This is a genomic window from Paenibacillus sp. ACRRX (assembly GCF_022346885.1).
Lineage (GTDB): Bacteria > Bacillota > Bacilli > Paenibacillales > Paenibacillaceae > Paenibacillus_B.
On the sequence record NZ_JAKRNK010000009.1, the window covers coordinates 144973 to 170409 of the forward strand.

General features: G+C 46.2%; 20 protein-coding genes. 16 read left to right on the forward strand and 4 right to left on the reverse strand.

Going from position 1 to position 25437, the window contains the following annotated elements; translation table 11 throughout:
* Positions 1-56: 56 nt before the first annotated feature.
* Positions 57-1364, reverse strand: a complete 1308-nt coding sequence (locus tag MH117_RS22255; protein ID WP_239332605.1) for a hemolysin family protein — start codon at positions 1362-1364, stop codon at positions 57-59.
* Positions 1365-1579: 215 nt separating this feature from the next.
* On the opposite strand from MH117_RS22255, the gene MH117_RS22260 reads away from it, so the two are divergent.
* Both MH117_RS22260 and MH117_RS22265 read left to right on the forward strand, forming a co-directional pair.
* The gene (locus MH117_RS22260) at positions 1580-2335 is read left to right on the forward strand and encodes a class I SAM-dependent methyltransferase (protein ID WP_239332607.1); all 756 of its coding nucleotides are present in this window, start codon (positions 1580-1582) and stop codon (positions 2333-2335) included.
* A 78-nt stretch (positions 2336-2413) separates the two neighbouring features.
* Entirely contained in the window at positions 2414-3502 is a 1089-nt protein-coding gene (locus MH117_RS22265; RefSeq protein WP_239332609.1) for an MBL fold metallo-hydrolase, read from the forward strand.
* Positions 3503-3561: 59 nt separating this feature from the next.
* On the opposite strand, the gene MH117_RS22270 is transcribed toward MH117_RS22265, so the two are convergent.
* A complete protein-coding gene (locus tag MH117_RS22270) occupies positions 3562-5589 on the reverse strand; it encodes a methyl-accepting chemotaxis protein (RefSeq protein ID WP_239332611.1) in 2028 nt (675 codons plus the stop codon).
* Positions 5590-5840: 251 nt separating this feature from the next.
* Positions 5841-6458, reverse strand: a complete 618-nt coding sequence (locus tag MH117_RS22275; RefSeq protein ID WP_343224482.1) for a phosphatidylglycerophosphatase A family protein — start codon at positions 6456-6458, stop codon at positions 5841-5843.
* Positions 6459-6669: 211 nt separating this feature from the next.
* Here MH117_RS22275 and MH117_RS22280 point away from each other — a divergent pair, with 211 nt between their 5' ends.
* The 4 genes from MH117_RS22280 to MH117_RS22295 all read left to right on the forward strand — a co-directional run bounded on the left by MH117_RS22280 (position 6670) and on the right by MH117_RS22295 (position 10761).
* A complete protein-coding gene (locus MH117_RS22280; protein WP_239332615.1) occupies positions 6670-7767 on the forward strand; it encodes a GerMN domain-containing protein in 1098 nt (365 codons plus the stop codon).
* Between the two features lie 116 nt (positions 7768-7883).
* Positions 7884-8645, forward strand: coding sequence for a ribonuclease PH (gene rph, locus MH117_RS22285; protein ID WP_239332617.1), 762 nt, complete (start codon positions 7884-7886; stop codon positions 8643-8645).
* A gap of 8 nt (positions 8646-8653) precedes the next feature.
* Positions 8654-9304, forward strand: a complete 651-nt coding sequence (locus MH117_RS22290; RefSeq protein WP_239332619.1) for an XTP/dITP diphosphatase — start codon at positions 8654-8656, stop codon at positions 9302-9304.
* A gap of 158 nt (positions 9305-9462) precedes the next feature.
* Positions 9463-10761 carry a homocysteine synthase gene (locus tag MH117_RS22295; protein WP_239332621.1) on the forward strand — a complete coding sequence of 433 codons (1299 nt, stop codon included), beginning with the start codon at positions 9463-9465 and terminating at the stop codon, positions 10759-10761.
* Positions 10762-11528: 767 nt separating this feature from the next.
* Here MH117_RS22295 and asnB read toward each other — a convergent pair.
* Complete coding sequence (asnB, locus tag MH117_RS22300; RefSeq protein ID WP_239332623.1) at positions 11529-13376, reverse strand: asparagine synthase (glutamine-hydrolyzing); 1848 nt, start codon at positions 13374-13376, stop codon at positions 11529-11531.
* A 144-nt stretch (positions 13377-13520) separates the two neighbouring features.
* On the opposite strand from asnB, the gene MH117_RS22305 reads away from it, so the two are divergent.
* The 10 genes from MH117_RS22305 to MH117_RS22345 all read left to right on the forward strand — a co-directional run bounded on the left by MH117_RS22305 (position 13521) and on the right by MH117_RS22345 (position 25391).
* Entirely contained in the window at positions 13521-13820 is a 300-nt protein-coding gene (locus MH117_RS22305) for a hypothetical protein (RefSeq protein WP_239332625.1), read from the forward strand.
* A gap of 54 nt (positions 13821-13874) precedes the next feature.
* Complete coding sequence (locus tag MH117_RS22310; RefSeq protein WP_239332627.1) at positions 13875-14225, forward strand: hypothetical protein; 351 nt, start codon at positions 13875-13877, stop codon at positions 14223-14225.
* 118 nt (positions 14226-14343) lie between these two features.
* Entirely contained in the window at positions 14344-14472 is a 129-nt protein-coding gene (locus MH117_RS26605; protein ID WP_275444781.1) for a hypothetical protein, read from the forward strand.
* Between the two features lie 244 nt (positions 14473-14716).
* Positions 14717-20554 (forward strand): S-layer homology domain-containing protein, encoded by a 5838-nt coding sequence (locus tag MH117_RS22315; protein WP_239332629.1) that lies wholly within the window; start codon positions 14717-14719, stop codon positions 20552-20554.
* A 420-nt stretch (positions 20555-20974) separates the two neighbouring features.
* A complete protein-coding gene (locus MH117_RS22320; protein ID WP_239332631.1) occupies positions 20975-21130 on the forward strand; it encodes a hypothetical protein in 156 nt (51 codons plus the stop codon).
* Between the two features lie 57 nt (positions 21131-21187).
* Positions 21188-21790 carry an RNA polymerase sigma factor gene (locus MH117_RS22325; RefSeq protein WP_239332633.1) on the forward strand — a complete coding sequence of 201 codons (603 nt, stop codon included), beginning with the start codon at positions 21188-21190 and terminating at the stop codon, positions 21788-21790.
* On the forward strand, positions 21726-22511 hold the full coding sequence (locus MH117_RS22330) for a hypothetical protein (RefSeq protein WP_239332635.1): 786 nt from the start codon (positions 21726-21728) through the stop codon (positions 22509-22511). Before MH117_RS22325 ends, MH117_RS22330 begins: the two co-directional genes overlap by 65 nt.
* A 50-nt stretch (positions 22512-22561) precedes the next feature.
* On the forward strand, positions 22562-23434 hold the full coding sequence (locus MH117_RS22335) for an ABC transporter ATP-binding protein (protein ID WP_343224481.1): 873 nt from the start codon (positions 22562-22564) through the stop codon (positions 23432-23434).
* 33 nt (positions 23435-23467) lie between these two features.
* Positions 23468-24706 carry an ABC transporter permease subunit gene (locus tag MH117_RS22340; RefSeq protein WP_239332637.1) on the forward strand — a complete coding sequence of 413 codons (1239 nt, stop codon included), beginning with the start codon at positions 23468-23470 and terminating at the stop codon, positions 24704-24706.
* A 259-nt stretch (positions 24707-24965) separates the two neighbouring features.
* Entirely contained in the window at positions 24966-25391 is a 426-nt protein-coding gene (locus tag MH117_RS22345) for a hypothetical protein (RefSeq protein WP_239332639.1), read from the forward strand.
* Positions 25392-25437: the final 46 nt, after the last annotated feature.

Here is a 25437-nt window from a genome sequence, read left to right on the forward strand (position 1 = left end):
GGGTGAGTATGTTCCCACACGATTGCGTGGGGCGCTCTTCCTGGCTTTTTCTATCTCTATTCCGCTTGACTTGTAGAATCGAGCCTTGCTAATTTAAGTTCTACCATTTTAATTCGATGCCGGTCTTTCCGTTTGACCGTAAACTGCATACCTTCATATACATAGGATTGCCCTGATCGAAGTTCCGGATTCCGACTATATAGCCAGCCCCCGATCGTATCTGCATCCTCACTCTCCAGGTGCAAACCTGTTGTATGATTCACATGTGATAGTGGTGTTCGCCCTTCGATCAAGTAATGCCCTTCGTGCAGAGTAGCAATCTCGCGCACTTCTTCGTCATCAAATTCGTCTCGAATCTCTCCAACAATCTCCTCTAAGATGTCTTCAATGGTGATCAACCCTGCTGTGCCACCATATTCATCCAGTAAAATAGCCATATGAATATGCTCCTGCTGCATCCGACGAAGCACGATTTTAATTGGTATTGATTCCGGTAGACTGATAATGGGTCTTATTAACCGATGAAATGGATAATTCAGATCATGATCGGCTTCCAGAAACAATTGCTTCGTATTCACTAGACCTATGATATGGTCTTTGTTTTCATCTGCCACTGGGAAGCGGGTATACTGCTCGCGCTTGATGACACGGACATTTTCCTGCATGGATTTATTTTTATAAAGGCATACCATATCTGTGCGCGGAATCATAATCTCTTTAGCAGACAGATCATCAAAATTAAAAATGCGATTTACGTATCCAAATTCCGTCTTGGTGATGGTCCCGCGTTCCAGACTCTCAGAGAGAATGATGCGAATCTCCTCCTCTGAATGGGCAGCCTCATGTTCGTTGGTTGATTTATATCCGAATAGGCGCACGATTGCGTTAGCCGAGCTGTTCAGCACCCAAATAAACGGATACATCACACGGTAAAACCATATAATTGGTTTGGCAAATTTAAGTACAAGAATTTCCGCTTCATACAAAGCAATCGTTTTTGGCGCCAGTTCGCCTAATACGACCGATATGTAGGTGACGAGTGTAAATCCCGCCGCAAACGAGATGACCCGTGAAACGGGGGTTGGTATGGCCAAGGAATCAAACAACGGCTGGAGCAGTCGTACGAAAGTGGGCTCGCCAAGCCAGCCCAGGCCAAGTGAAGCAATAGTAATGCCAAGTTGACAGGCAGACAAATAGCTGTTCATCTGGGTAACGATCCTCTGAACTTCAATTGCGTTAGGCACCCCCTCCAGCACCAGCTGATCCACACGGGAAGAACGCATCTTGACGATCGAGAATTCTGTCGCCACAAAGAAGGAGGTAAGTGCGATCAGTGAAAATACGAGTAAGATGTTCCAAAGCAAGAACGTTCACCTCCAAACTTAGATAGATGCAGATGCGAGTAGTGGATACTGCGAATCATGGTATCTGCGTAATTCCTGTTCTCTTAGAGTGCTCCATCGCGGGCTGCCATTATTCGTTATTCTGGACACAAAGGTTAACAAATGCGATTGCAACCGTTAGAATAGAAGGCGTATACCTACATATAGACTTAACCATATAGGAGGATGAGCCAAACATGCCGGCATGGTATGAACAAAGTTTCGGTGAGGACTATTTACTTGTGTACAAGCATCGAGACATGCAAGGGGCGGCAGAAGAGGTGCACCGTATGGTGAATTGGCTGCAGCTTCCACAAGGGGCGCATATTTTTGATCTGTGCTGCGGTATGGGCAGACATTCTGTAGCTCTGGCGGAAGCCGGATACCAGGTAACGGGAATGGATTTGTCTGAAGTACTGCTTAGGGAAGCGCGGCTTCATGATGGGAAAGGATCCGTTACGTTTGTACGAGGAGATATGAGACGCGTGCCTTTAGAAGGCCCGTTTGACGCTGTTGTGAACTTATTTACATCGTTTGGCTACTTTGAAGAGGATGCAGACAATGCACAAGTAATCACTGAGATTGCGCGTGTATTGCGAACCGGGTGTCCTTTTATCATTGATTTTCTGAACGCAGCTTACGTGGAACAACACTTGGTGCGCCAATCAGAGCGCGTAGACGGGAACACACTTATTCAAGAGACCCGAATGATTGAAGATGGATGTGTGAAAAAGAATATTAAATTAACTACGATTACGCAGGATAAACAACAGTCCGTAGAGGAGACCACACGTCATTATAACGAGCGTGTGAAGCTGTATGGTTTGCCTGCATTCAGGCGTATGATTGCTGACGCAGGCCTGATGCTGGACCATGTGTATGGAGATTATGAAGGTTCAGAATACGATGCAGAGCGATCCACCCGTCTCATCCTAGTCGGACGCAAGCTATAAGGCATTCGTTATAAGTCAAACTAACACCTAGCTCAGACTGCAGATCCAGTAACGTTCACATGAGATGGAGGCATCTAAATGTCGGAGTCCAATCTTGTAGGGGAACTCGCAAAGCAAGATTATACAAGCCAGACGTGGGCAGAAGGCGAAAATTGGTCGATTACGGTCTGGAACGAGGATGGAGTCAACGACGCCAGCGCTATATATCAGATTCGTATTCCGCTGCCGTTCTCGCTGCGCTGGGTAAACGCCTATGCCATCTATGATCAAGCAGAGGGCTGGACATTGGTGGACCCTGGTCTGCGTACAGCCGCAGCGGAGTTGGCCTGGGAGCAGATTATCGTACAAATGAATCTGAATCAAGGGGGAGTAGCGTGTATTGTGCTCACGCACTATCACCCGGATCATCTTGGCTTAGCAGGCTGGCTGCAGCAGCGATTTCAGGTTCCCGTATTGATGTCGGAGATCGGCTGGAAGCATGCCCAGATGTTATGGGGAGCAGGGCAGACAATGACTGCCGAGATGCAGCGACTGCTTCAGCAGCACGGCGTATTACAACAAGTAAGCGAGCTTGTTGGCGAACACATGGACAGCTTTATCCCGCTCGTATCCCCACTTCCCCAGGTCACTTTGGTGGGTGATGGCGAGATTGTTCGATTTGGTGGTCGGGAGTGGCAGGTAATAGAGACGCATGGGCATGCACCGGGTCATCTCAGCTTCTATAACGAGCAGTGTCGGGTTTTACTTGCCGGAGATCACGTTCTACCCCAAATATCGCCTAATGTCAGCTACATGCCAGGAAGTGATCCTGAGCCCCTGCATCACTTCTTGCTAGGGTTAGAACGGCTGGCACAACTTGACGCTGTGCTTGTATTGCCTGGTCATAGACATCCTTTTGTTTACTTTCACAGCCGAATTGAGGATCTTCTTGGTCACCACGAGCAGCGTCTAACAGAGCTGCGAGCTATGCTTGTCACAGAACAGACTGCCCAAGAGCTTTGTTCCCAGCTTTTCGGGTCAATTGAAAGGCTTACCATCCATCAGTTCCGTTTTGCTATGGGTGAGACGCTGGCTCACTTGACTGAGTTGCAGCGGCGCAAACAAGTGACTACTCGGCAAGTGGACAAGGTTACCGTGTGGAAAGCAACAGCCCCCGCATCCGATTAAGGATGCAGGGGCTGTTTGTTCATTACAAATGAAATTTATAAGGGAATATATAATGTCTGCTACAATTTAAACTTGTTAATCTCGTCCATCATATGTCGTGTCATCAGCGTAAGTCCTTCGGCTGTTCCAAGTACTTCCTCAGACGCGGCCGCCGTTTCCTCGGATGTTGCTGCAATTTCTTCTGAAGACGCGGATATTTCTTCCGCAATCGCAGAACTTGCTTCTACGCGGCTCAGGATATCGTCTTTTTCTTGATTAATGACGATGGCAGCCTGGTTCACCGCATCCAACTGCGGTGTGATATACTCCAGTGCCTCGATAATATGCTGGAACGATACGATGGCCGTGTCCACATCTTGGCGCTGCTCTGTTACAGCACTCTGCATCACTTGAGCAGTATTTAGCATCTCAGCTGCATCGTGGGATACACCGTGAATGAGCATAGCGATAGCACGTGCGGACTCACGAGATTGCTCCGACAGCTTGCGTACTTCATCTGCTACAACGGCAAAGCCTTTGCCTGCTTCCCCTGCGCGTGCGGATTCGATGGCAGCATTAAGTGCGAGCAAATTCGTCTGTTCTGCGATCTCATTCATCGTATCGGTAATGCGATGAATTCGCTTAAAGTTTTCGTTTGACACCACGATGTTCTGAATAAAGGCTTCGAATGCTCGCTGCATATCGTGCACGGAAGTTTCGAGTTTATTCATATTTGTACGGCTGCCATCGGCAAGTTGGTGTATTTGTTTGCCGCTCTGATCAATAACAGAGACGGAATTGGACATTTCATCCAGTCTTTGACCATAACTGGATAAGGTATCACTAATGCTGACCAGGTCTTCGGTCTGTGCGCCCACACCGCCTGCTACATCTTGAATAGAAGTAGAGACCGTATCGCATGCGACACACATTTCTTGGGCAGCTTGGCTTAGCTGAACAGAAGCATCATCGATCTCGCGAGATTGCTGCTGCACTGTCCCAATCAGCTGTCTTAAGGACTGCTGCATATTAACGAGCATGCCACCAAGGGCGCCAAGTTCATCGTTGCGTTTTAAGATAGCTTCATTAACTTGTGTATTCAGTCGTCCTTTGGAAATCGCATTAAAGTTACTGCTTATCATACGGAATGCCCCAGTTAATCGATTCGAGAATAACAGGACTAATGTTATGCCAAACGCGATAAAAATAATGGAACCAATGACCAAATCCCTTTGCATCTTCGTCACACCGCTTAGCAGCTCATCTTCGTGCATATAGATGCCGGCTGAACCGCCAGTCAGCGGAATAGGTGAGAATCCGACAAGCTTGGTCTCTCCTTCATATGTATACTTGCCATTACCTGTCTCACCTGCAATCATCCGCTTGGTAATCTCTGCGAGGCCTGCCTGCTTGGCGTCCTGTGCACCTGCTTGGATCAGATTTATACGGTTGTATACCATATTAATGTCTTCATGCGCTACAACGTTAGCATCTTTGTCGACAATAAATACTCGACCTGTCTCGCCAACTTTCATGTCATTGGCGATACGACTCAATCGATCCGCCTTATGCTCCATCCAGATTACGCCGTTAACAGCACCATCGTGATACAGCGGAACTGCAAATACGATAATAAGTGTCTTGTTGTCTACCTGAGAGATTAACACGTCAGAAGTTGCTGGGCTTCCGGTCTTAGCGGTCATAAAGTAATCACGCTGTGCGATGTTTGAGCCAACCTCTGTTCCAAACCTATTAAGACCACTTTGGTCAGCGATTCCCCAGCCATTAGCTTCTTCCAAATGAAAATGGTGCTCCAATTGTTTTAACAATGATTTGGACACACCGTGCTTAAACTCGTTAACCCCGTTCATGCCACTCATCGTAATGAGGAAGCTCAGCTTGTTATTTAATGCATCGTTGTAACGCATGGCCGATTGTTTGGCAAGCTGGGGAAGCATCGCTTCTGCTGACAACTCCAGCTCTTTCTTCGCTTCAAGGTAAGAGGTTGCTGTCAAACCGATACATAATACGATCAGCAGCCCTCCAAACGTAAATATAAGCTGTTTTTTCAAAGAATTTAGTCTAAACCACTTACTTAACTTATCCAATCTGTAAACTCCTTCCGAAAATGATGCTGCTTGTTTTGACTGTTTGCCTACAGCCCCGTCGTATTCATATCGTAATAATCCTGCTAATTATGAATGATATATTTATGACATAAATGGTTGTATTTTCATTTAAAAATATGTTCATAAGTATTAATAAAATAAAAAACGAACCTGATAATGCTTTTTGGGCATCAAACAGATTCGTTGCATGAAGGCTACAAAGGTTATAGGTGCTTATGGCGATGCGCGATCTATTTCTCCGCTTCTGCTTGTTGAAGAGCGCGCATTTTCACCATATCTTCTTCTCGTTCGGCTTGCTTGCGGTGGGCAATTCGACTGCTCGCGGCTGCTGCGATTGCACCAACAATATCATCTAAGAAAGTATGTATTTCCCCGCTGCTCTTATCGTTTAAACGCTCAAGTATACCTGGCTTCATCTTGTCCACATAGCCAAAATTGGTAAAGCCAATACTTCCATATACGTTAACGATCGACAAGGCAACGATCTCATCAACGCCATACAATCCTTCATCATTTTCAACCATTTCCTGCAAGGCTGGAATCAGCTTGCCTTCCTCTGCCAGTACATCCAATTGAATGCCTGTCAGAATGGCATTTTGCACTTCGCGCTTCAACAATACTTGCTCCACGCTATATTTGCAATAATCGAGTGTTAGCTCCGGGAAATATTTGTGCTGCAAGAACAGAACCAATTCGGCAATCTGATCAGTTGTGACCCCGCGTTTTTTCAACCATGCACGCGTCTCGGCTTCCACTTTCTCGCTGTTCAGGGTGTAAGGCTTCTTTTCTATCGCTGCCTTGTCTTTGTCTAACAAATCGTTTGACAAGTTGTGCTTGTCCAGCTTCATCTGTTCACTCATACATTTCACCTCATTATTAGCATCCACATCTATCGCGCTGATTGGTGTACTTCTTTAGCATGCACGAGCGCAACAAAAATTGCAAATCTCGTCATGAATAAGCTTATCCCTTCGTATACATAGGACAAATGGGTGCGAAGACAAGCTTGGTTCGCTTGCGAACACGCATCACTACAGGTCAAGGAGGCATTAGTAACAGATGAATAATTCGAAACTGCTTACGCCACACACGAACACGTTCCGCCGCCGCTTAGGAGTGCTTGCGTGCACGCTTATATTATCCACGGGTCTAGCAGCATGCGGAGGTGAAGGTGCAATCGACGCCCCGCCCCCTGATGTAGAAACCCAGATGCTGCGTCAAGCGGAGGGACAGGCTGTCACGGATGTGAACAGTACGGGCCAACTGACAGACGATGCAGCTGCACAGGCAAATATGTTCGTATACTTAAAGGATCGCCATGGATATTTGGCACCGATCGCCTATCACTGGCAGGCTAAAGATGAGGCTGCACTGGCTAAGACTGCGCTGGAAATGCTGATTGATGGCGGCGTATATGCCAACAAGCTGCCAGCAGGCTTTAAGACGACACTTCCTAAAGGCACACGAATTACTAATCTGTCGTTAAAGCCAGAGCAGAAGCTGGCTGTTGTGGAGTTCTCGGATGAGTTCAAAAATTACGAGGCCGTTCAGGAACGTTCCATTTTGGAATCCATTGCTTGGACTTTAACGTCCTTGCCTAATGTCAAGGAAGTGCAATTGTGGATGAATTCGAAGAAGCTGACAGAGATGCCTGTTGATCGTACTCCAGTAGATACGCACATCACACGCAGTTTAGGCATTAATCTGGAGAAGGGCGAAAGCGTCAATTACTTAAAATCGATGCCTGTTATGTTATATTTCACTTCACTCACAGAGGATGGAAAATCATACTACATTCCCGTAACACGTCTGATTGAACCGTCAGAGAACCCTGTAGAAGCTGCGCTTCAGCAGATTATTCAAGGACCACAAGACAAAAAGGCGATGTCTATGGTAGCTACTGAGGCGACAAAAATAAAAAATATCGAACATACCAAGGATACCGTGACGGTTGATCTGGTTGATTCCATGTTTGAGAAGGGCGATAAAGTTCCTGCCGATCTTCTAAAATCAGTAGTACTGTCATTAACAGAGCTGCCTAATGTGGGGAAAGTTCAAATTCGTATGAACGGTGCAGCGGATATTCAGGGAACGGACAACAAAGACTATTCGAAGCCAGTCACGAGGCCGATCGTAAATCCGATGTGGAAAGGCTGAACTGGTTTGTTCACATAACCTCTATACGTTCGAAGATGATTTTCGCTTGGGACTTTGGTAGAATAGGGGATGTTACTTTTTAAACGGATTCAGGAGCATTTCTAGGAGGCACATACATGAGAAGCAACGGACGCAAGGCGGAAGATCTCCGTCCTATTACAATTCAGACCAATACGAACAAGTATGCGGAAGGCTCCGTATTAATTGAAGTGGGCGACACGAAAGTGTTGTGTACCGCTAGCGTGGAAGAACGAGTTCCTCCATTTATGAAAGGCCAAGGCAAAGGCTGGATTACAGCCGAGTACTCGATGCTGCCGCGTGCAACACAGACGCGCAATCAGCGTGAAGCAGCGCGTGGAAAGCTAACAGGACGCACGATGGAAATTCAACGACTAATCGGGCGTGCACTGCGCTCGGTTGTGGATCTGCACGCACTTGGAGAGCGTACAATCACGCTGGATTGTGATGTTCTGCAAGCAGATGGAGGCACGCGGACAACATCCATCACTGGGGCGTTCATTGCCATGGCCATGGCAATACATAGAATTAGCCAGCAGCATTCGCTGTCTAAATTTCCGATTAACGACTTCCTGGCTTCTGTCAGCGTAGGCGTAGTGCAGGGAGAACCTAAGTGTGATTTGAACTACGAAGAGGATTCGTCCGCTAAAGTAGATATGAACGTGGTAATGACCGGCAACGGGAAGTTTGTTGAAGTACAAGGCACAGGCGAAGAAAGCCCGTTCTCCCGCCAAGAGCTGAATCAATTGTTGGAGCTTGCGGAACACGGCATCATGAAGCTGATTGAATTGCAGCGTGAAGCACTTGGTGACATCGCAGGCAAGATTGATGCCCAAGCTAACGCAAGCAAGGAGGCGTAACATCAGAGATGCCTATCGTGGGAGATACGATTATTGTGGCAACACGCAATGCAGGTAAAGTCCGTGAGTTTACGCACGCTTTTTCTTCGTTGGGACTAACTGTTAAGAGCTTGTCTGACTATCCTAATATCCCCGATGTGGAAGAGGATGGCGAGACGTTCTTGGAGAATGCGCTGAAAAAAGCAAAAACGGTTGCTGAGAAGCTGAACATTCCCGTATTGGCGGACGACTCCGGGTTATGCGTTGGACGGTTGAATGGAGAGCCGGGTGTCTATTCCGCCCGTTATGCAGGGGAACACGGAAACGATGACGCCAACAATGCCAAGCTGCTTGCTGCTTTACAAGCACTGCCGGACTGTGATACGACGAAGATCAGCCAATCGGAGCGGGTACATGAGAAGTGGCTTAGCCCCGCGCAGTTCGTCTGTGCGCTTGTGCTGTACGATCCGGCGAAGAAGCAGGCTTATGAAGCTGTTGGTACGTCAGATGGTTACATTACGGACCATCCGCGTGGAACGAATGGCTTTGGCTATGATCCGCTATTCTATATTCCGTCTTATGATCGGACGATGGCCGAATTAACGACGGAAGAGAAGCAGCGCATCAGTCATCGCGGTGAAGCTTTGAGGCTATTGCGACAACGGCTGTCGATCATTTAAGCTTCATAATATATTCCAAAATAGTGCTGGACAATCGAACAGGGTTCAGTTATCGTAGAAGAAAGTAGGCACCTTTGCAATGGTATGTGAAGGTGCCTTTTCTCATATGTATCCTACAGTAACCAGATCGGCTAAATATGGATTGGAGGCTTAGAACGATGAGTGAGAGTCAGAATCAGCAGTATGGCATTGAGACATTGGCCGTTCATGCAGGCCAAGAAGTGGATCCGACAACGCTGTCGCGTGCGGTTCCTTTGTACCAGACCACCTCGTATACATTCCGCGATGCGGACCACGCAGCGAATTTGTTTGCGCTTAAGGAATTCGGCAATATTTATACACGTTTGATGAACCCAACGACAGATGTGTTTGAGAAGCGGGTAGCAGCACTTGAAGGCGGTGCAGCCGGGCTGGCTACAGCATCTGGTCAAGCAGCCATCACATACGCGATTCTGAACATTGCTGGTGCCGGTGATGAAATCGTCTCTGCCTCCACATTGTACGGTGGTACGTATAACTTGTTCTCTACGACGCTTGCGAAGCTGGGCATCAAGGTGCACTTTGTAGACCCGTCTGATCCGGAGAACTTCCGCAAAGCCATCACTCCGCAGACAAAAGCATTGTATGCCGAGACAGTAGGCAATCCAAAGGGTGATGTACTCGATATTGAGGCCGTTGCCAGTATTGCGCATGAGAATGGTCTGCCGCTGATTGTAGACAACACGTTCCCAAGTCCGTTCCTGCTTCGTCCACTTGAGCATGGTGCAGATATTGTTGTTCATTCGGCAACTAAATTTATTGGTGGCCACGGTACGTCCATCGGCGGTATTATCGTTGACGGCGGCAAGTTTGACTGGAGTGCCAGTGACAAGTTCCCTGGTTTGACAGAACCTGATCCAAGCTATCATGGCGTTGTCTATACAGAAGCCGTAGGCCCGATTGCTTACATTATTAAGGCACGCGTGCAGTTGCTTCGAGATATGGGAGCGACGTTATCGCCATTTAATGCCTTTATGCTTCTTCAAGGGTTGGAGACGCTGCATTTACGGATGGAGCGGCACAGTCAGAATGCTTTGCAAGTAGCCGAGTTTCTGGAGCAGCATGAAGCGGTTGCTTCGGTCAGCTACTCCGGTCTTCCAAGCCATGGCTCCTATGAGCTGGCACAGAAGTACTTGCCGAAAGGTCAAGGGGCTATTCTGTCCTTCGAGATTAAGGGCGGTGTAGAAGCGGGCCGTAAAGTAATTGAGAACGTCAAGCTGTTCTCCCATTTGGCAAATGTTGGCGATTCGAAGTCGCTTATTATTCACCCGGCAAGTACGACGCATCAACAGCTGGATGAATTAGAGCAAGTATCCGCAGGTGTCTTGCCTGGGTTAATTCGTTTGTCCATCGGGACAGAATCGATTCAAGACATTTTACATGATCTGGATCAAGCGATTCGTGCCAGCCAAGCTTAATGGATTGAAAGCCAGCTTTGCGTCAGTGTAATGTTGTGTTACTTGCTGACAGAGCCGACTGAATCAGGTTGGACCATATTCGGGCAAATTTTAACTTAGCGTGAATCAGAGCACAATTGGATGTGTGAACGGTCTCATAATCGGGGTCGTATGACGAACTGCACTAATTTACTCCGTCATTTCTTTAACAATTATGTAACAGAGGTATTAAATATAATAGCTGCACATTTGGTGAGGAAAGGATACGCAGGCGTGTAAAGCTGCGTATCCTTTTTAATTTATAGATGTATGGTTATTGTAAAAAGGTTAATCCCCCACAAAAATATCCGATTTTGATAACAAGTTTGGCATGTCAACTGAAATGAAATGGGGCTTGAATTGAAGTGGAAGGATACCTATTTGAATGAAGGAACTAACAATCTGTGTACGATATGAAAATGCGTACGAAATGAGAGGATGGAAATCAAAAATGTCCACACAAAGGTGGACACAAAGGCAGTATTTATTAAGTGTGAAGCATTACGTATGTGTCTATTATGGTGCATGCATGCTAACTTGACCCTGTATATAGGATGTGTTAAAAGTGTCCACTATTTAAAACATTTATTTAATTTGATTGTAATAAGGACATTTTAAGTGAAACATTGGTTTAAGAACAAGAGGATGTGGTAAAATAAAGCCTAAAATACCGTTATCCTGCTTGGAAGTGTAGAAATGTTAGTGATTTAAATGAACTCATGCATAAGAAATTAGAGTAATATTCCAATTTACAAGGTAACCTTCACGTTATAATGACGGAGCCAGTAATCCACCTGAAGCAAATATGCAAACAATTGGGGTCCCGACATCAACTGACCAAACCAGGGTAAGTTAGAGCTCGCTTCATCAGACGCGGCAATTTCACGGATTCGTGACTCATCTATAAACTGATGAAGGGGAGAAGCAGCGTCGTCAAGCCGTTCCAACGCCAGTTTGCGTACCGTATTCAGATAGCTCGGATTATGTGTTTTCGGATATGGACTTTTTTTGCGATACAGCACATCATCCGGCAAAATACCTTCCAGCGCTTTACGCAGCAGTCCTTTTTCCCGATTACCGTAAGTTTTAATCTCCCAAGGAATATTAAATACATACTGCACGAGTCGATGATCTGTATAGGGAACACGGACTTCTAATCCGACCCCCATACTCATACGATCTTTGCGATCCAGTAAAGTTGGCATGAAACGTGTAATATTTAAATACGACATCCGCCGCATCTTACGGGCTGTCTCGTCTTCGCCAGTCAGCAGCGGTACCTCATGTATCGCATCAGCGTATCGATCAGCGACATATTGATCGGCTTTAATCAGCTCCGCTATTTCAGGCTTCAGCAAGCTTTTACGCAGCGGAGCGGCAAGCGCCCATGGGAATGTATTTGCGTTTAAAGCTTCTGCGCGATGGAACCAGGGGTACCCACCGAATACTTCGTCAGCAGCTTCGCCGGAGAGCGCCACCGTGGCGCCTTTTTTGATTTCACGGCAAAATAAATAGAGTGATCCATCAATGTCCGTCATACCTGGAAGATCACGAACAAGCACAGCTTTCTCCAACGAGTTGACAAGCTCTGGGGTATCAAATTGAACGTAATGATGATTGGTGCCCAGTTCTTCCACCATGCGGTGTATCCATGGTGCATCAGCATTTGGCTGAAAGCTGTGCGCCTTGAAATGTTTGTCGTTGTCGACATAATCGACCGAATACGTATCGACTTGACCAAGGCCAAGACGGTTATAATATTGGACAGTAAGAGCCGTTAGTGCGCTGGAATCCAGTCCGCCGGAAAGCAGTGTGCCGACGGGGACGTCAGATACGAGCTGGCGTTCAACTGTATCGATTAGCAGTTCCCGTACTTCCGCAGCGGTCGCTTCGGCATCCAATTCGTGCGGTTCACTTTGCAATTTCCAATAAGCCGTTGTACGCAAGCCATTCCGATCGTAAGTTAAGGTATGGCCTGGGCGCAGCTCTGACATTGTGCTGTATACACCATGCCCGGGTGTACGTGCAGGGCCTACGAGGAAGATCTCGGCGATGCCTTCGGCGCCAATGGCCGGTTCAATCGAAGGGTGCTGGAGCAGTGCCTTCGGCTCAGAGCCAAAAGCAAACCAGCCTTCTCCACGGCTGTAGAATAGTGGCTTAACGCCTAGCCGATCGCGGGCGACAAACAGCTTCTGTTCCTGTTCGTGCCAGATCGCAAATGCAAATATGCCGTTGAATTTCTCTACGCACTGCTCCCTCCATTCGATATAGGAGACGAGCAGCACTTCCGTATCACAATTCGTCTGAAACGAATAACCGCGGCTTTCTAATTCTCGCCGCAGCTCCCAAGCATTGTATAGTTCGCCATTGTAAACGACAGCGTACGTTCCGCTTTCATGGTTGCGAATCATCGGCTGCATGCCATTAACGGGGTCAATGACAGATAGACGCCGATGACCAAGCGCGCATGATTCCGTGACCCATGTTCCTTTGGCGTCTGGACCGCGTGCGTCCAACGTAGCGGTCATTTGCTCTATGACAGCGGTATGTCCCGTCAGTTCCCGCTTCCAATCAATCCAACCTGTTATTCCACACATGTATCGTCCATCCTCTCCGATCCGTTACTTCCAGAAGACCGATGAACCGGGATGCCGGTAGATCGAGATAATAACATGGGTATGCAGGAAACGGCATAAGATGTATGTCCATCAGGAGAAGCTAATAAAAAAGGAGGGGGTGCCATGGCCAGACAATCGTATTATGTATCGATTCAACACAGAACGATTCAAGCGGAGCCAGTTGAAACATCTCATTGGGAGATCTTAGCGACCACAGAAGAAGTGGAGCACATGTCTTATTTATTAGGAGAGATCGGTGATGCGGAGACAGATGTATTACGTGACGGATTTATGCTGGTTACATCACAGTCCAACGAGGCGCTTAATGCCAGATATCAGGTCAATCTGAATGCCGTGTATACAGAAATATACAGGTTGGGCACAGAACATACCAAGGCAGAAATTAAACGGATGTGGAAATAAGTTTCTGCTCATGCGGTATGCGATCAAAATGACAGGTCAGGAGGCAATGAATTCATGATGGATATCCAGCAAGCGTCTTTCCGTAGAACGGTCGATCATAATGGCAGAATGCTGGCAGAAGTTGAAGTGGTCCCCTTTGAGCAAAATATCGGGAATGTGACTGTCTACGTGGCCGCGATTCCGAATGGCGGCTTTGAGATCGTGCAGGCGTTACCAAGTCAATCTAACACGGTAACTTCTTATGAAGCAGACGCCGGCATGGCACAGGTCATGTCAACTGCAGACAGCAGCATGTTCGTGAGTCAAGACTTTGGTCTAGACTGGAATGCCAAATCTCAATTTCTTGACAACTTATTATCGTGTGATGAGGTCCGTTGTGATCTAGAGAAGCATTTAGGATCTTAAACGAAGCAGTTGTCCATTGTAATGAACACTTGAAGCGGGCAACAATCAGTCATCGGACGATATATCTGCACGCAGCAAGGAATACACCGCGTTTATCATCACTTAAGGAGGAATCACAATGACGGAACAATTTAAAGACAATAAAGGTAATAAGTACAGCCACCAACAGAAGCATGCCAATGAGGTTGTTGCCAAAAATGCAAAACATTCCGCAGGCAAAAACCCATGGGCGACCCGAAACAAGTAGATGAGGATGAAGAGCGCGGCCTTAGGTCGTGCTTTTTTTACTATCCTATGAATTTAATGTATAACTTGTAGTACTTATTGACAAACTCCGCACATAGTCCACCTCTCGTGGACAAATTTCGAATTTTTACAATAGTTACATATGAGGTTAACATTACCAGAATGATTACTCTTTACGCTGTTCTTTAGTCGATTGTATTTATTACTACAATACGAATGAATAGAGAACAGGAGAGAGCGAAGCGATGCTACGAAGCAAACAGCAACGAACACTGCGTCACAGACTGATTCTATGGTCCTCCTTAACGGCGCTATTATGGCAGGCGGTATCGTTGCCTGTCATGGCAGCAGGTGAAGTAGAGCCAGCAGCTGCGGATCAGCAGGTGATCTCACAGGCAGATCGCGGATTCGTACAAGGGAACAACGTTACGAGCACATCTTTGGATGCGGGAGTTTTATCAACGGGGAATGTTCAACAACCAAATGGTCAAGCTGCACAACAGCAAGGAGGCCAGCAGCCAGCAGCCTTGCCAAATATGGCCTTAACAGGATTAGGACCATCGTTATTGATTACTGAAATGATTCCTGACACTACTAATATCGGGGGTTCGGATGGCTATGAGTTCATAGAAGTGTATAATAATTCAGGCCATATGTTAAACACGAAAGATTATAAGTTAGTTTATCGATATCTTGATTCGGGAGATGCTGACCTTAAATATTCACTGCCGGATAGAGTCATTCAACCAGGAGAATCTTTTGTCATTTGGTCTAAAAATACGGATAATCTTAATGAGCCAGTAGATCGGTTTAAACAATTTTATAAGCTTAATGTAGATGATCGTCTGATTATCGAATTAAAATGGGGCGGGATGTCCAACAGTAAACCTCGTGCGTTGCTATTGACTGATAGTCAAGACACGAACGTAGTTCGACCAATTGTTACTGCTGCCTATGATGTGTCTGACGTAAAAGCTGACCAAGGCATCCATTATGTTGCACCTAGCACAGGCAGCTCCATGATTAAGCAGGGCTTGTCCAGTGCTTCGCCTTTAACGGTGCGACCGGACCAACTGACGGTGGTTGAACCCATTCAGATTATGCATGCGCCTCCAGCACAAGTAGTTAAAGGTTCGAATGTTCCGATAACGGCAATCGTTAAGGGTGGCCAGATTGGTCGTATGCAGTTCATAGAATATAAGACGGATAAAATGACCAAATCACTTAAACTGGCGATGAATAGTGTCACGGACGTGGTTTATGGCGCAGAAATTCCGGCAAGTGACTTGAAGGATGCTGCTTTATTGCAATATACATTCGAAGCAACAGACGGCAGACAGCAAGCCAAATCGCAGTCTTTTGTGGTTCCAGTTATGGATACTGCCGTGGGCATGCCTGCCTATGTGCCGGAGCTGCTGGTCACTGAATTGGTTCCTAATTCGGCCAACGTAGGTGGCGCGGACGGCTACGAGTTTATTGAGTTGTATAATCCGACGGATAAGCCAGTTGATATGAAGGATTATACGATCCGTTATCGCTATCCTGACGAAGGTGCAGAGGCTGATTTGTGGTGGCGACATACGGTTCCGGTGACGATTCCAGCTGGACAGACGGCCGTATTTTGGATTATTAATGCCGAGAACGGCAGTAAGACAGCTGTAGATTTTAATGCAAACTATGGCTCAAATCTGACTGAGGGCGTTAATTTATTCCGTTTGTTCAATAACGGAATGGCCAACGGCAGCTATCGAGCGATATCTATTTCAACTAACACCGGTGTGGACAGATCTGTTGCTACCTATAACGATACAACACCTGCGGTAGACGGAACGCTGGAAAATGGAGCTGTTATCTATCAATACAATGAGTTGACGTTCCCAAATATGAAAAAGGTAAGTGCAGCAATCGAGAAAGGCACGCCAGGTACCCTTTTGCCCTATCAGAAGCTGCCTCAGCTCTTTCATGTGCCAGTTGATACGGTTCCACCACAAGTGAAGCTGCGGGAAATACCTGCGATAGCAGAAGATACGAAGGATTTGAAGCTTGTATTTGACGCTGTGGACAACACGGACGTGAAGACGTTAAAGCTGTACTACCGCACGGATGCGACGAAGCCATTTGAAGAGCGTAATATTCATTTGGTTAATGCCGCAAAAGAACTGTCCTATACGTTAGCTGCTTCAGAATTGATGGGACATGCGGCATTGGAACTGTATGCTGAAGCTTCAGACGGAACGCAGACGATTCGCCTGTCGGATATTCGAATTCCGATTCAATCGTCGCAGCAGCAGGGGGTACGTTTTAACGTTAAGGAAGGTCAATTCATTAGAGGTGACAAATGGATCAAGGCTGCATCAGGCAATGAGCGTACAGATACCTTGCAGGTGTCAATTGACGGCAAACCTATTGCTGGAAACACTTTGCAGCCTGCTATGGAGCAGAAAGTGCTGTTTTCCTTTGATGTGAACAAGACTAATATTTTCTTCCAGAACGGCGTTGTCTTTCAAAATGAGATTATTCATGTATTTGATGATTCGATTAATGGCTGGACGACGTTGACGGTGCCGATTGATGCGGACAAGCTGTCATATGGCAATGCGGTGCCGATTACGATTCGTGCGGGATCTAAGGCAGGCACTTTTGACGAATCAGACAATCTGGATGACTTTAATATTCGTAACATTCGCCTTGTACTCGCAGATGGAACGATTATTCGGGATGCGAATTATAAGGATTCGACGAAGGAATGGGATATCGGTGACAGCACCGGGATGAAGAAGCAGCACGATTTCCAATTTGCCATTCCGGACAAAAAATATAACGGGTTGGGTTACACGTGGAAAACGACTACTATAGCAGATGGTAAGCACACGCTAAAAGCAGTCGAGTCCAATGGCGATAGTCGGGAGATTAACGTCGTTGTGGACAATACAGCGCCTGAACTGAAGCTGAATGTTACACCGCAGCAGGTGGTAAAGGGCAAGTTAACAGTTCAAGCAGAAGCTGCTGATGCCTTGTCTGGTATTGAATCGGTTACGGCTGTGTTGGACGACAAGCCTGTACAGCTTCCGCTTGAGCTTAGCTCGGTATTGCTGCCCCCAGGCAAGCATCAGCTTATCGTTAAAGCTGTAGATCGTGCAGGCAACGTAACAGAACGAGCTTCCGAGCTTCGTGTGCAGGCTGAGCTGCCGGATATTCCGAAGCTTGTATCCAGTCTTATTCATTCCTTACGCACAAATGGTACGTTAACGGTTGAGGTCAAGGACCCTACAAATGATCCGTTAAACGTGAAGTTCTATGAAGGGTTTACGTTTACGCCAACTGACACTTCTACGATGAAAGTGTACCAGGCGGCAAGTGATGTAGAGCCGCCGTTACTTGCGAAGCTGCCCAATGAACAGCAGCTTACTGCACAACAGCTTCAGGCGCTTGCCAAGCTGGACAACCAGTCGGTACGACATGATTCTTGGAATCAATTCCCGTATCAGCGTTATGAGCTAAGTGTGGACAGCCGTGTGAAACCGACGGATGAACTTAGTGTGGAATGGAAAGGCAAGTCTCTTCCAGGCCGAAAAGTAACGATGTATGCATGGAATGTGCAAGCGGGCAAATGGGATGCGCTGACAACGGCAGTTGCAGGAACCGATTTGTTTTCACTTACGGGTCAAGCCGTTGTTGATGCTTATATAAATAAGGAACGTAAAGTATCTGTGATCGTTCAGGATGAAGTAGCACCTGCTGCAGATGCAGCTAGTGTGAAGGACTTTACGTTGGTGTGGATGTCCGATACGCAATATTATGCAGAGTCTTATCCGCACATTTACAAGTCTGAAGTGGACTGGATCGCGGCGAACAAAGACAAGAAGAACATTCGTTATGTGTTCCATACCGGTGATGTGGTAGATGAGATGGACAAAGTGGAGCAATGGGAACGTGCAGATACGTATATGAAAGTGTTGGAGCAGGCAGAAGTGCCATACGGCGTGCTTGCAGGCAACCATGATGTGAATCATAAGGACGAGAACTATACGGATTTCAGTAAATATTTTGGAGAAAAACGTTTTAAGGACAAGCCTTTTTATGGGGAGTCTTACAAGGACAATCGAGGTCACTACGATTTGATCTCGGTGGACGGCATTGATTTCATCATGGTATACATGGGCTGGGGCATATATGAAAATGAGATCAAATGGATGAATGAGGTGCTTGCTCAATATCCAGATCGACAGGCTATTCTTAATTTTCATGAGTATTTGCTCGTGTCCGGCGAGCGGGGACCTATTGCCAATAAGATTTATGATCAAGTCGTTAAGAAAAACGCCAACGTCATTGGGGTGTTAAGCGGGCATTATCATGATGCGGAGACGAAGATCGATGCGATTGATGATAATGGAGATGGTAAGCCGGACCGTAAGGTATACCAAATGCTTGCCGATTATCAAGGCGGACCTGAGGGTGGCGAAGGTTACATGCGTTTGCTGGAATTTAAGGCTTCGCCTGATGGCAAGCGGATCGAGCGAATTGACATGAAGACCTATTCGCCTTACAAGGACAAATTTAATTATTATGATCCCAAGGATCATCCGGGAAAAGACGAATTTGCAATCGATTGGAACATTGAACCGAAGTTGAAGCGGGTTGAGACAGATATGATCCGGGCCGATATTTATTCCAAGCATCTGATCGGGGCCGTAGATAATGTCGTTAGCGGTGGCAAGGCTTCCGTGACATGGGACGGTTTATCGGATAACGGAAAATACGCGTGGTATGCCGTTGCAGCAGATGCATTTGGTGGAACAGCGCGGTCCCCGGTATGGTTGTTAGGTCAAACGGAGGATAATGGAAGCGGCAGCAACGGTAATGGTGGCAGCGTAAGTGGGAACAATGGCGGGAAGGATAAGCCGTCTATCCCTGACGGCGATTTCGTCATATCGGCGCCTGCTGTTTTGGATGCGAGCGGCGTATGGGGACTAAGCCCCAACACGACAACAATTGTACTGGATGGATTGAAGTCACATCCTAAGCAATCGGTAACGATTGAGATGAAGCCTAATCAGGCATTAGCTGCAGACTGGAAGGCGGCTTTAAATAGGGAGATTATGCGGGAAGCCGTGAAGCAAGAATCTACCCTGCGCTTGAAGCTTGGCACATATACAGTGACACTGCCGCTTGCAGTTGTACGTAATCTGCCTGAGGGCGCGGATAAGCTGGTTATTACGGGGCAGTCAGCCTTTACACGCCAGCAGTTGGCGGCTTACGCGAAGTCGTGGGCAGCATCTGGCTTGACTTGGACAGGGCAAGCACTGCGTGTTAGCCTTGCCGTGGACATAAAAGGCAAGACGGAGTCCATTCCTGCATCTGTTCAAGGAATTACTGTGAACTTGGCAGCCAAGCCACAACAGGGAACGTGGTATGTTCAGCCTGCTGGAGCGAATACCAAGGCAGTCAAAGCTGACACAACAGACGCTGGGGTTCAAGTGGCGCTGACTGAAGGCAATGTGATGTTGGCTGCCTTGATGCCAAAGCCTGCTTTTACAGATGTCAGCGGGCATTGGGGTCAAGCGTATATTGAAGTTTCGTCGGCACTCGGTCTTGTAAACGGGCAGACCGAGACGCAATTTAAGCCGAATGCAGCGGTAACTCGGGCTGAGTTCGCATCGATGATCGTGAGAATGCTGGAGCGAGTGTATGGAACAGCTAGCTTGGTGAAGGCTGGAAGCCATTCTGCAGCAAGCTTCCAAGACGTCGCTACCGGTGCTTGGTATGCGGAAGCTGTGTCCGCAGCAGCCAGCATGAACATTGTGAAAGGGGACGGCAAGCAGTTCCGTCCGAATGACCGTGTTACACGTGAAGAAGCCATCGTCATGCTGATGCGTGCGATAAAGCTTGCTGGTCACGATGCAGGCGCATCTGCACTTACCTTTGCGGACAAGGCAGCAGTCGCCACTTGGGCGCAGCCAGCTTTGCAGGGCGCGCAGTCCCTGCAGCTTGTGCAAGGGCGTGAAGGCAATCGCTTTATGCCGCAAGGGGCAATGACAAGAGCAGAAGTGACTAAGCTTTTGATGCAGTGGTTGAATTTATAGCAGGAAATGTAAGATAACGAGTATGGAAGAGGCAGCGACATCTTGTCGTAAAAATTGCCTCTCCATGCTCGTTTTTTGTTATTAATAGTCTAATATATGTTTCTAGTTGCATCCAGATGATCTATAACGTGACTAATTACACCGTGCGTATAGTGCTCACACGCATACGAGACACTTTCTACTGACATTTTTTTGTGCCTGGAATCTTCAAAATGTTGCAGCGGTTTTTCAGGATTTTATTCAGTATCCTTTTGATGTAAAAACAAATATAGGATTAGGCAATTTGGAAGAAGTCAATAATTTAACCAAGATTATGAATGCGGCTAAATGTTCTGGTGCAGATCAATTTATTCACAGACTTCCAGACCAATATGATACCTGTGTATTTTGGTTACTCATCGTTTTGTAAATACGAGGCAGGTGAATCGTATTATTGTGTTGGAGTCGGGTCAAAAGGTTGAATATGGCTCTCATGCGGAACTAATGCAGCAAAAAGGTGTCTACGCTCGTTTATATAATATGCAAGCAGATTCGTATGAGCCGCAATCTTCACAGCTTCATAAAAAAGATGCATAATGGCTTCACTTTTTTTCGACATAAAACAGTTAAACATAATAGAGGGGAGGGGACATCGTGGATGAGGGAGAGTGGATTCGTCGTATCCAGCAAGGTGAAAAGCAATATTTAAAGCCACTAATTGAGCTGCATTATGCGGGCATCCAAAAATATTGTTATTGGCGAGTTCGAAATGAAGAAGAGTCGAGGGATTTAACGCAGGAAACGTTTTATCGCTTTTGTAGATCTATAGATAAATACACAAATAAAGGGAAATGTCGTGCTTACTTATACACAATTGCTCGAAATCTTTGCAAAGATCATTTGCGGAAGTGGAAACCCTCATTATCATGGGAAGAGACAGATGCGGCAGCAGATTATGGGACTTTGCAGCAAAGCAGTACGATAGAAGACCAAGTGGAGAGGGAGCAGTTGGTGCATGAGCTGCTGCAGTTATTACCAGAAGAGCAGCGAGAATTAGTGTTTATGCGGTTTTGTTTGGATTTGACCTTTCGGGAAATTGCTCATACAACAGGTGTAAATGTGTGTATGGTGCAGTATCGGGTGAAATCGGGGTTGAATCTATTGAGACAGCACTGGGAAAGGAGTGAATCCCATGAGGAAGAAGTCCGAACAGGACGTCATTGCGGCCCTAAAGAACTACCCTGTGCGCCCCATTAATCAGCAAGAGTTGGAAGCAACAATCAAAGGCGCAACGGGGCTGCTGAGTCGAACGGAGTTGAGCCGTAGAGCGTCGTTCGGAGAGTTTTATATCGCGCAACTTCGCTTCATCAATTGGAGGGTGTGGGTTATTCAGTTACTTGTAATTATAGGGATAGGTGGGCTGTCATACAACTCAGTCTACCAACAACAGGGAAATATTCAACTTATCATGTTCACTTCTATCGCGGCTCCGTTGCTATTGATAGTGGGTATACCAACACTAACCCGCTCATTAAGATACCAAATGATGGACATTGAGTTAAGTACGCATCATCTTCTGGAGAAGTTGACGCTGGTACGTATCAGTTTACTAGGGATGGCGGATTTAATAGGGTTGGGGCTATTGGCCGGTCTAATGAGCATATGGATGCAGATGGGATTTGCAATCATGCTGCTCTATTTGCTGGTTCCTTTCAATCTGACTTGTCTAGGCTGCCTCTGGCTATTAAATAGGTTACGCATCCCAAACTGTGGTTATTATTGTCTGATTTACAGTAGTTTCGTGGCACTGGTACAAACGATTTTAGCGTTCAACCCCTCACTTTCTCTATATCACTCATCTGCAATTGGAGTATGGCAGACATTATTGCTGCTTACGATTATTGGAATAGCTTTTGAGGTAAGTGAGTTACGTAAGACTTGTCGAAATCTCGAGACTGCATCCAGAGTGCCAATATGATTTAGGGAGGACATGCAGGAGAGGCAACATGCACAAGGAGGGAACACAGGATGTTGGAACTTACCTTGAATCGGGTAGATAAACGATTTTCTTCAAAAAAAGCGGTAAATGATATTTCGGCACGACTAACGAATGGAGTTTACGGATTGCTTGGAGCTAATGGGGCAGGAAAAACAACGTTGATGCGAATGATCTGTGGCGTTCTCAATCCAACCTCAGGTACGATTCAAATGAATGGTCAAGAAATCGGTCGTATGGGGGAGCGATATCGTGATCTGTTGGGTTATCTTCCACAGGATTTCGGTTATTATCCCGATTTTAGTGCGCAAGAGTTCCTTTGGTATGTGGGCTCTCTTAAGGGATTGACGATAAATGATTCAAAGCGAAGGGCACAGGAACTATTACACACAGTGGCTCTGCAGGATGTAGCTCGCAAGAAAATCCGTACCTTTTCTGGTGGAATGAAGCATCGCCTGGGCATTGCCCAAGCGATGCTTAACGATCCTAGCGTGCTGGTGTTGGACGAACCAACGGCAGGACTTGATCCTAAGGAGCGTGTCCGTTTTCGGAACCTAATTGCAGATTTGGGGCGGGATAAAATTGTTATTCTTTCGACGCATATTGTCTCAGATGTAGAATACATTGCCGACCAAATTTTGGTGATGAAACAAGGCGGGTTACTGATGACGGGGACGGTGGAACAATTGACAGATACGATGAAAGGTTGCGTATGGTTGTGTCGCATCCAAGCTGAGATGGTAGAGGACTGGAACAATCGTTACTGTGTGAGCAATCTGCGAAACGAAGGGGATGAGGTAGAACTGCGTATTGTATCAACAGAAAAACCGATCTCAAATGCAGCCTCGGTGGAGCCGACATTAGAAGACTTCTATTTGTATCATTTTCAGGATGAGCCGACATGAGTATCTGATCAGGAGAAGTAGGAGGGATTAGGTATGGATATCCTAACACGATTTGAGTTACGAAAGATTATTCGACGAAAATCGTTTTATTTAGGGATCTCGATTTTAGTAGTGGTGTCTATCTTTTTGACAAGTGTATTAGTTATGGGGGCATGGATAACAGGTAAGAATGGCGAGGAGTTAAAGGGAATCCAAGCAATCGCCCTGCAAAAAGAATATGATACCCAACTTGCCGGTCCACTAACGGAACAAAAAGTAGCTACCGCGGTCGAACAATATCAAAAAGTGATGCGTGATCCGAAGAACCTGAATGAGAAAGGGGAGATTAAAAATGATGCCTATGCTAAATATATAGTCAAGAATGAACAATTGAATAGTTTAGTTCGATTTTCTTTTTCTCCTGTTAGTGGATACGATCACTATATTATCGACAAGTTGACGCCAAGTGAAGCCAAAACTTTTTATCAAAAACGGATGGAGAAGATTAGTGAATACTTAAATTTTGACTATTCATATGGTAACTACTCGGACAAGGAAAGGGCATTTTTCATGCAGATAAATGAAACAATACCTGTTCCTTTTACAATGGACTATGTTACCGGTTGGAAACAAGTATTTCAAAATCTACAGAGTCTCTTTATCATTATTGCTTTTGTTACTGCAGTTTGCTTAGCACCTGTGTTTGCTGGCGAATACCAGTGTGGAGCCGATTCTATTATTCTATCCTCTCGCTATGGTCGCAACAAAGTGATTTCCGCTAAACTTAAAGCCAGTTGTACTGTTTCTTTGTTGCTGCTGTTAGTTGCACTGACGATCTATACACTCCTTATATTGGGGATATACGGATTTTATGGTGGGGGCGCTAGTGTGCAGATGATTGATCTATTGGCTCCGGTTCCCTACACGGTTTTTCAAACTTATTTGTGGGTAATCTTAATTGGCAGTCTGGGTTGCATGTTTGTGGGGATGGTCACGCTGTGGCTATCAAGCATCATGAAGAGTTCTTTTCAAGTGATCATTACAATCGGATTTTTCCTTATTGGGCCGATGTTTATTCCAGCAAGCAAAAGCAGCCGTTTGTTTAATCATATCATGGATCTGCTGCCGGCAAATATGTTTGATGGTTTTAAGAAAGTAACCAGTTACGAAGTGTTCTCGGTTTTTGGACAACTGATTCCGGAGTATAAGGTCATGGCAGGGTTTGCAATCATCATGATCGTATTGTTGCTGCCAGTTTCATACCGAGCATTTAAGAATCATCAGGTTGTTTGATTGTTATGATCTAAGCGTACCGAAACAGCAATTAATCACTTAAGTTACAGCAATAACGTATAAAGGCTCCAATCATTCGTACCTATTAAATCCTCATTAGACAGAATCATCGCCTTCACTACGAAACTTCCATGATCTTGAATTCATTTGATTCCCCTTTACACCAACTCCACAAATGCTGAGGCAGGACAAACTGATCCCGTGACGAAGTAATGAAGTATACAAGCTGTACCACTACATACGAAGGGAAGCACCCTCTATGATAACTAGAACGATGCGAGCTGTCCTATCATTTGTGCTGCTGTTTGTCTTGATCGTACAGCCAGCGCTGGCTGCTCCTAAACAGACAAAGGTGGAAGTGACATTTGTGAGCGCGGAATTGGTGGAAAATGATCATGTCGGCAACGAGTGGGCAACCGGCGCAACCGTTAACGGCAAGACGATCAAAGAAGGCGAAAGCCTTGTGCTGGCGGTGAAGGCAAACGGTTCAATTTCTTTAAAAGCTAACGCTGAGGAGCAGGACAAGTATCCGGATAAAGGAACGGCAAGCCAATCGATCAAAGTAACGGCCATTAAGGCAAAAGCTTCAGAGAAAGTATTAAATGTGACGGTGACGGAGAACCGCGGCAGGTACTCGGGTAACAAGGCTAAGTGGAAATTTATCTTTTCTGTCAAAACCAAATAACGAGCAGTAAAACAATCCCCTCCGTATACGCAATAGTTGCGATACG

Excerpts from the sequence above, each read along its gene's own strand:
- MH117_RS22260 (WP_239332607.1), top strand. The coding sequence starts at position 1,580 with ATGCCGGCATGGTATGAACAAAGTTTCGGTGAGGACTATTTACTTGTG.
- MH117_RS22265 (WP_239332609.1), top strand. The coding sequence starts at position 2,414 with ATGTCGGAGTCCAATCTTGTAGGGGAACTCGCAAAGCAAGATTATACA.
- MH117_RS22275 (WP_343224482.1), bottom strand. The coding sequence starts at position 6,458 with ATGAAGCTGGACAAGCACAACTTGTCAAACGATTTGTTAGACAAAGAC.
- MH117_RS22280 (WP_239332615.1), top strand. The coding sequence starts at position 6,670 with ATGAATAATTCGAAACTGCTTACGCCACACACGAACACGTTCCGCCGC.
- rph (WP_239332617.1), top strand. The coding sequence starts at position 7,884 with ATGAGAAGCAACGGACGCAAGGCGGAAGATCTCCGTCCTATTACAATT.
- MH117_RS22290 (WP_239332619.1), top strand. The coding sequence starts at position 8,654 with ATGCCTATCGTGGGAGATACGATTATTGTGGCAACACGCAATGCAGGT.
- MH117_RS22295 (WP_239332621.1), top strand. The coding sequence starts at position 9,463 with ATGAGTGAGAGTCAGAATCAGCAGTATGGCATTGAGACATTGGCCGTT.
- asnB (WP_239332623.1), bottom strand. The coding sequence starts at position 13,376 with ATGTGTGGAATAACAGGTTGGATTGATTGGAAGCGGGAACTGACGGGA.
- MH117_RS22305 (WP_239332625.1), top strand. The coding sequence starts at position 13,521 with ATGGCCAGACAATCGTATTATGTATCGATTCAACACAGAACGATTCAA.
- MH117_RS22310 (WP_239332627.1), top strand. The coding sequence starts at position 13,875 with ATGATGGATATCCAGCAAGCGTCTTTCCGTAGAACGGTCGATCATAAT.
- MH117_RS26605 (WP_275444781.1), top strand. The coding sequence starts at position 14,344 with ATGACGGAACAATTTAAAGACAATAAAGGTAATAAGTACAGCCACCAA.
- MH117_RS22315 (WP_239332629.1), top strand. The coding sequence starts at position 14,717 with ATGCTACGAAGCAAACAGCAACGAACACTGCGTCACAGACTGATTCTA.
- MH117_RS22330 (WP_239332635.1), top strand. The coding sequence starts at position 21,726 with ATGAGGAAGAAGTCCGAACAGGACGTCATTGCGGCCCTAAAGAACTAC.
- MH117_RS22335 (WP_343224481.1), top strand. The coding sequence starts at position 22,562 with ATGTTGGAACTTACCTTGAATCGGGTAGATAAACGATTTTCTTCAAAA.
- MH117_RS22340 (WP_239332637.1), top strand. The coding sequence starts at position 23,468 with ATGGATATCCTAACACGATTTGAGTTACGAAAGATTATTCGACGAAAA.
- MH117_RS22345 (WP_239332639.1), top strand. The coding sequence starts at position 24,966 with ATGATAACTAGAACGATGCGAGCTGTCCTATCATTTGTGCTGCTGTTT.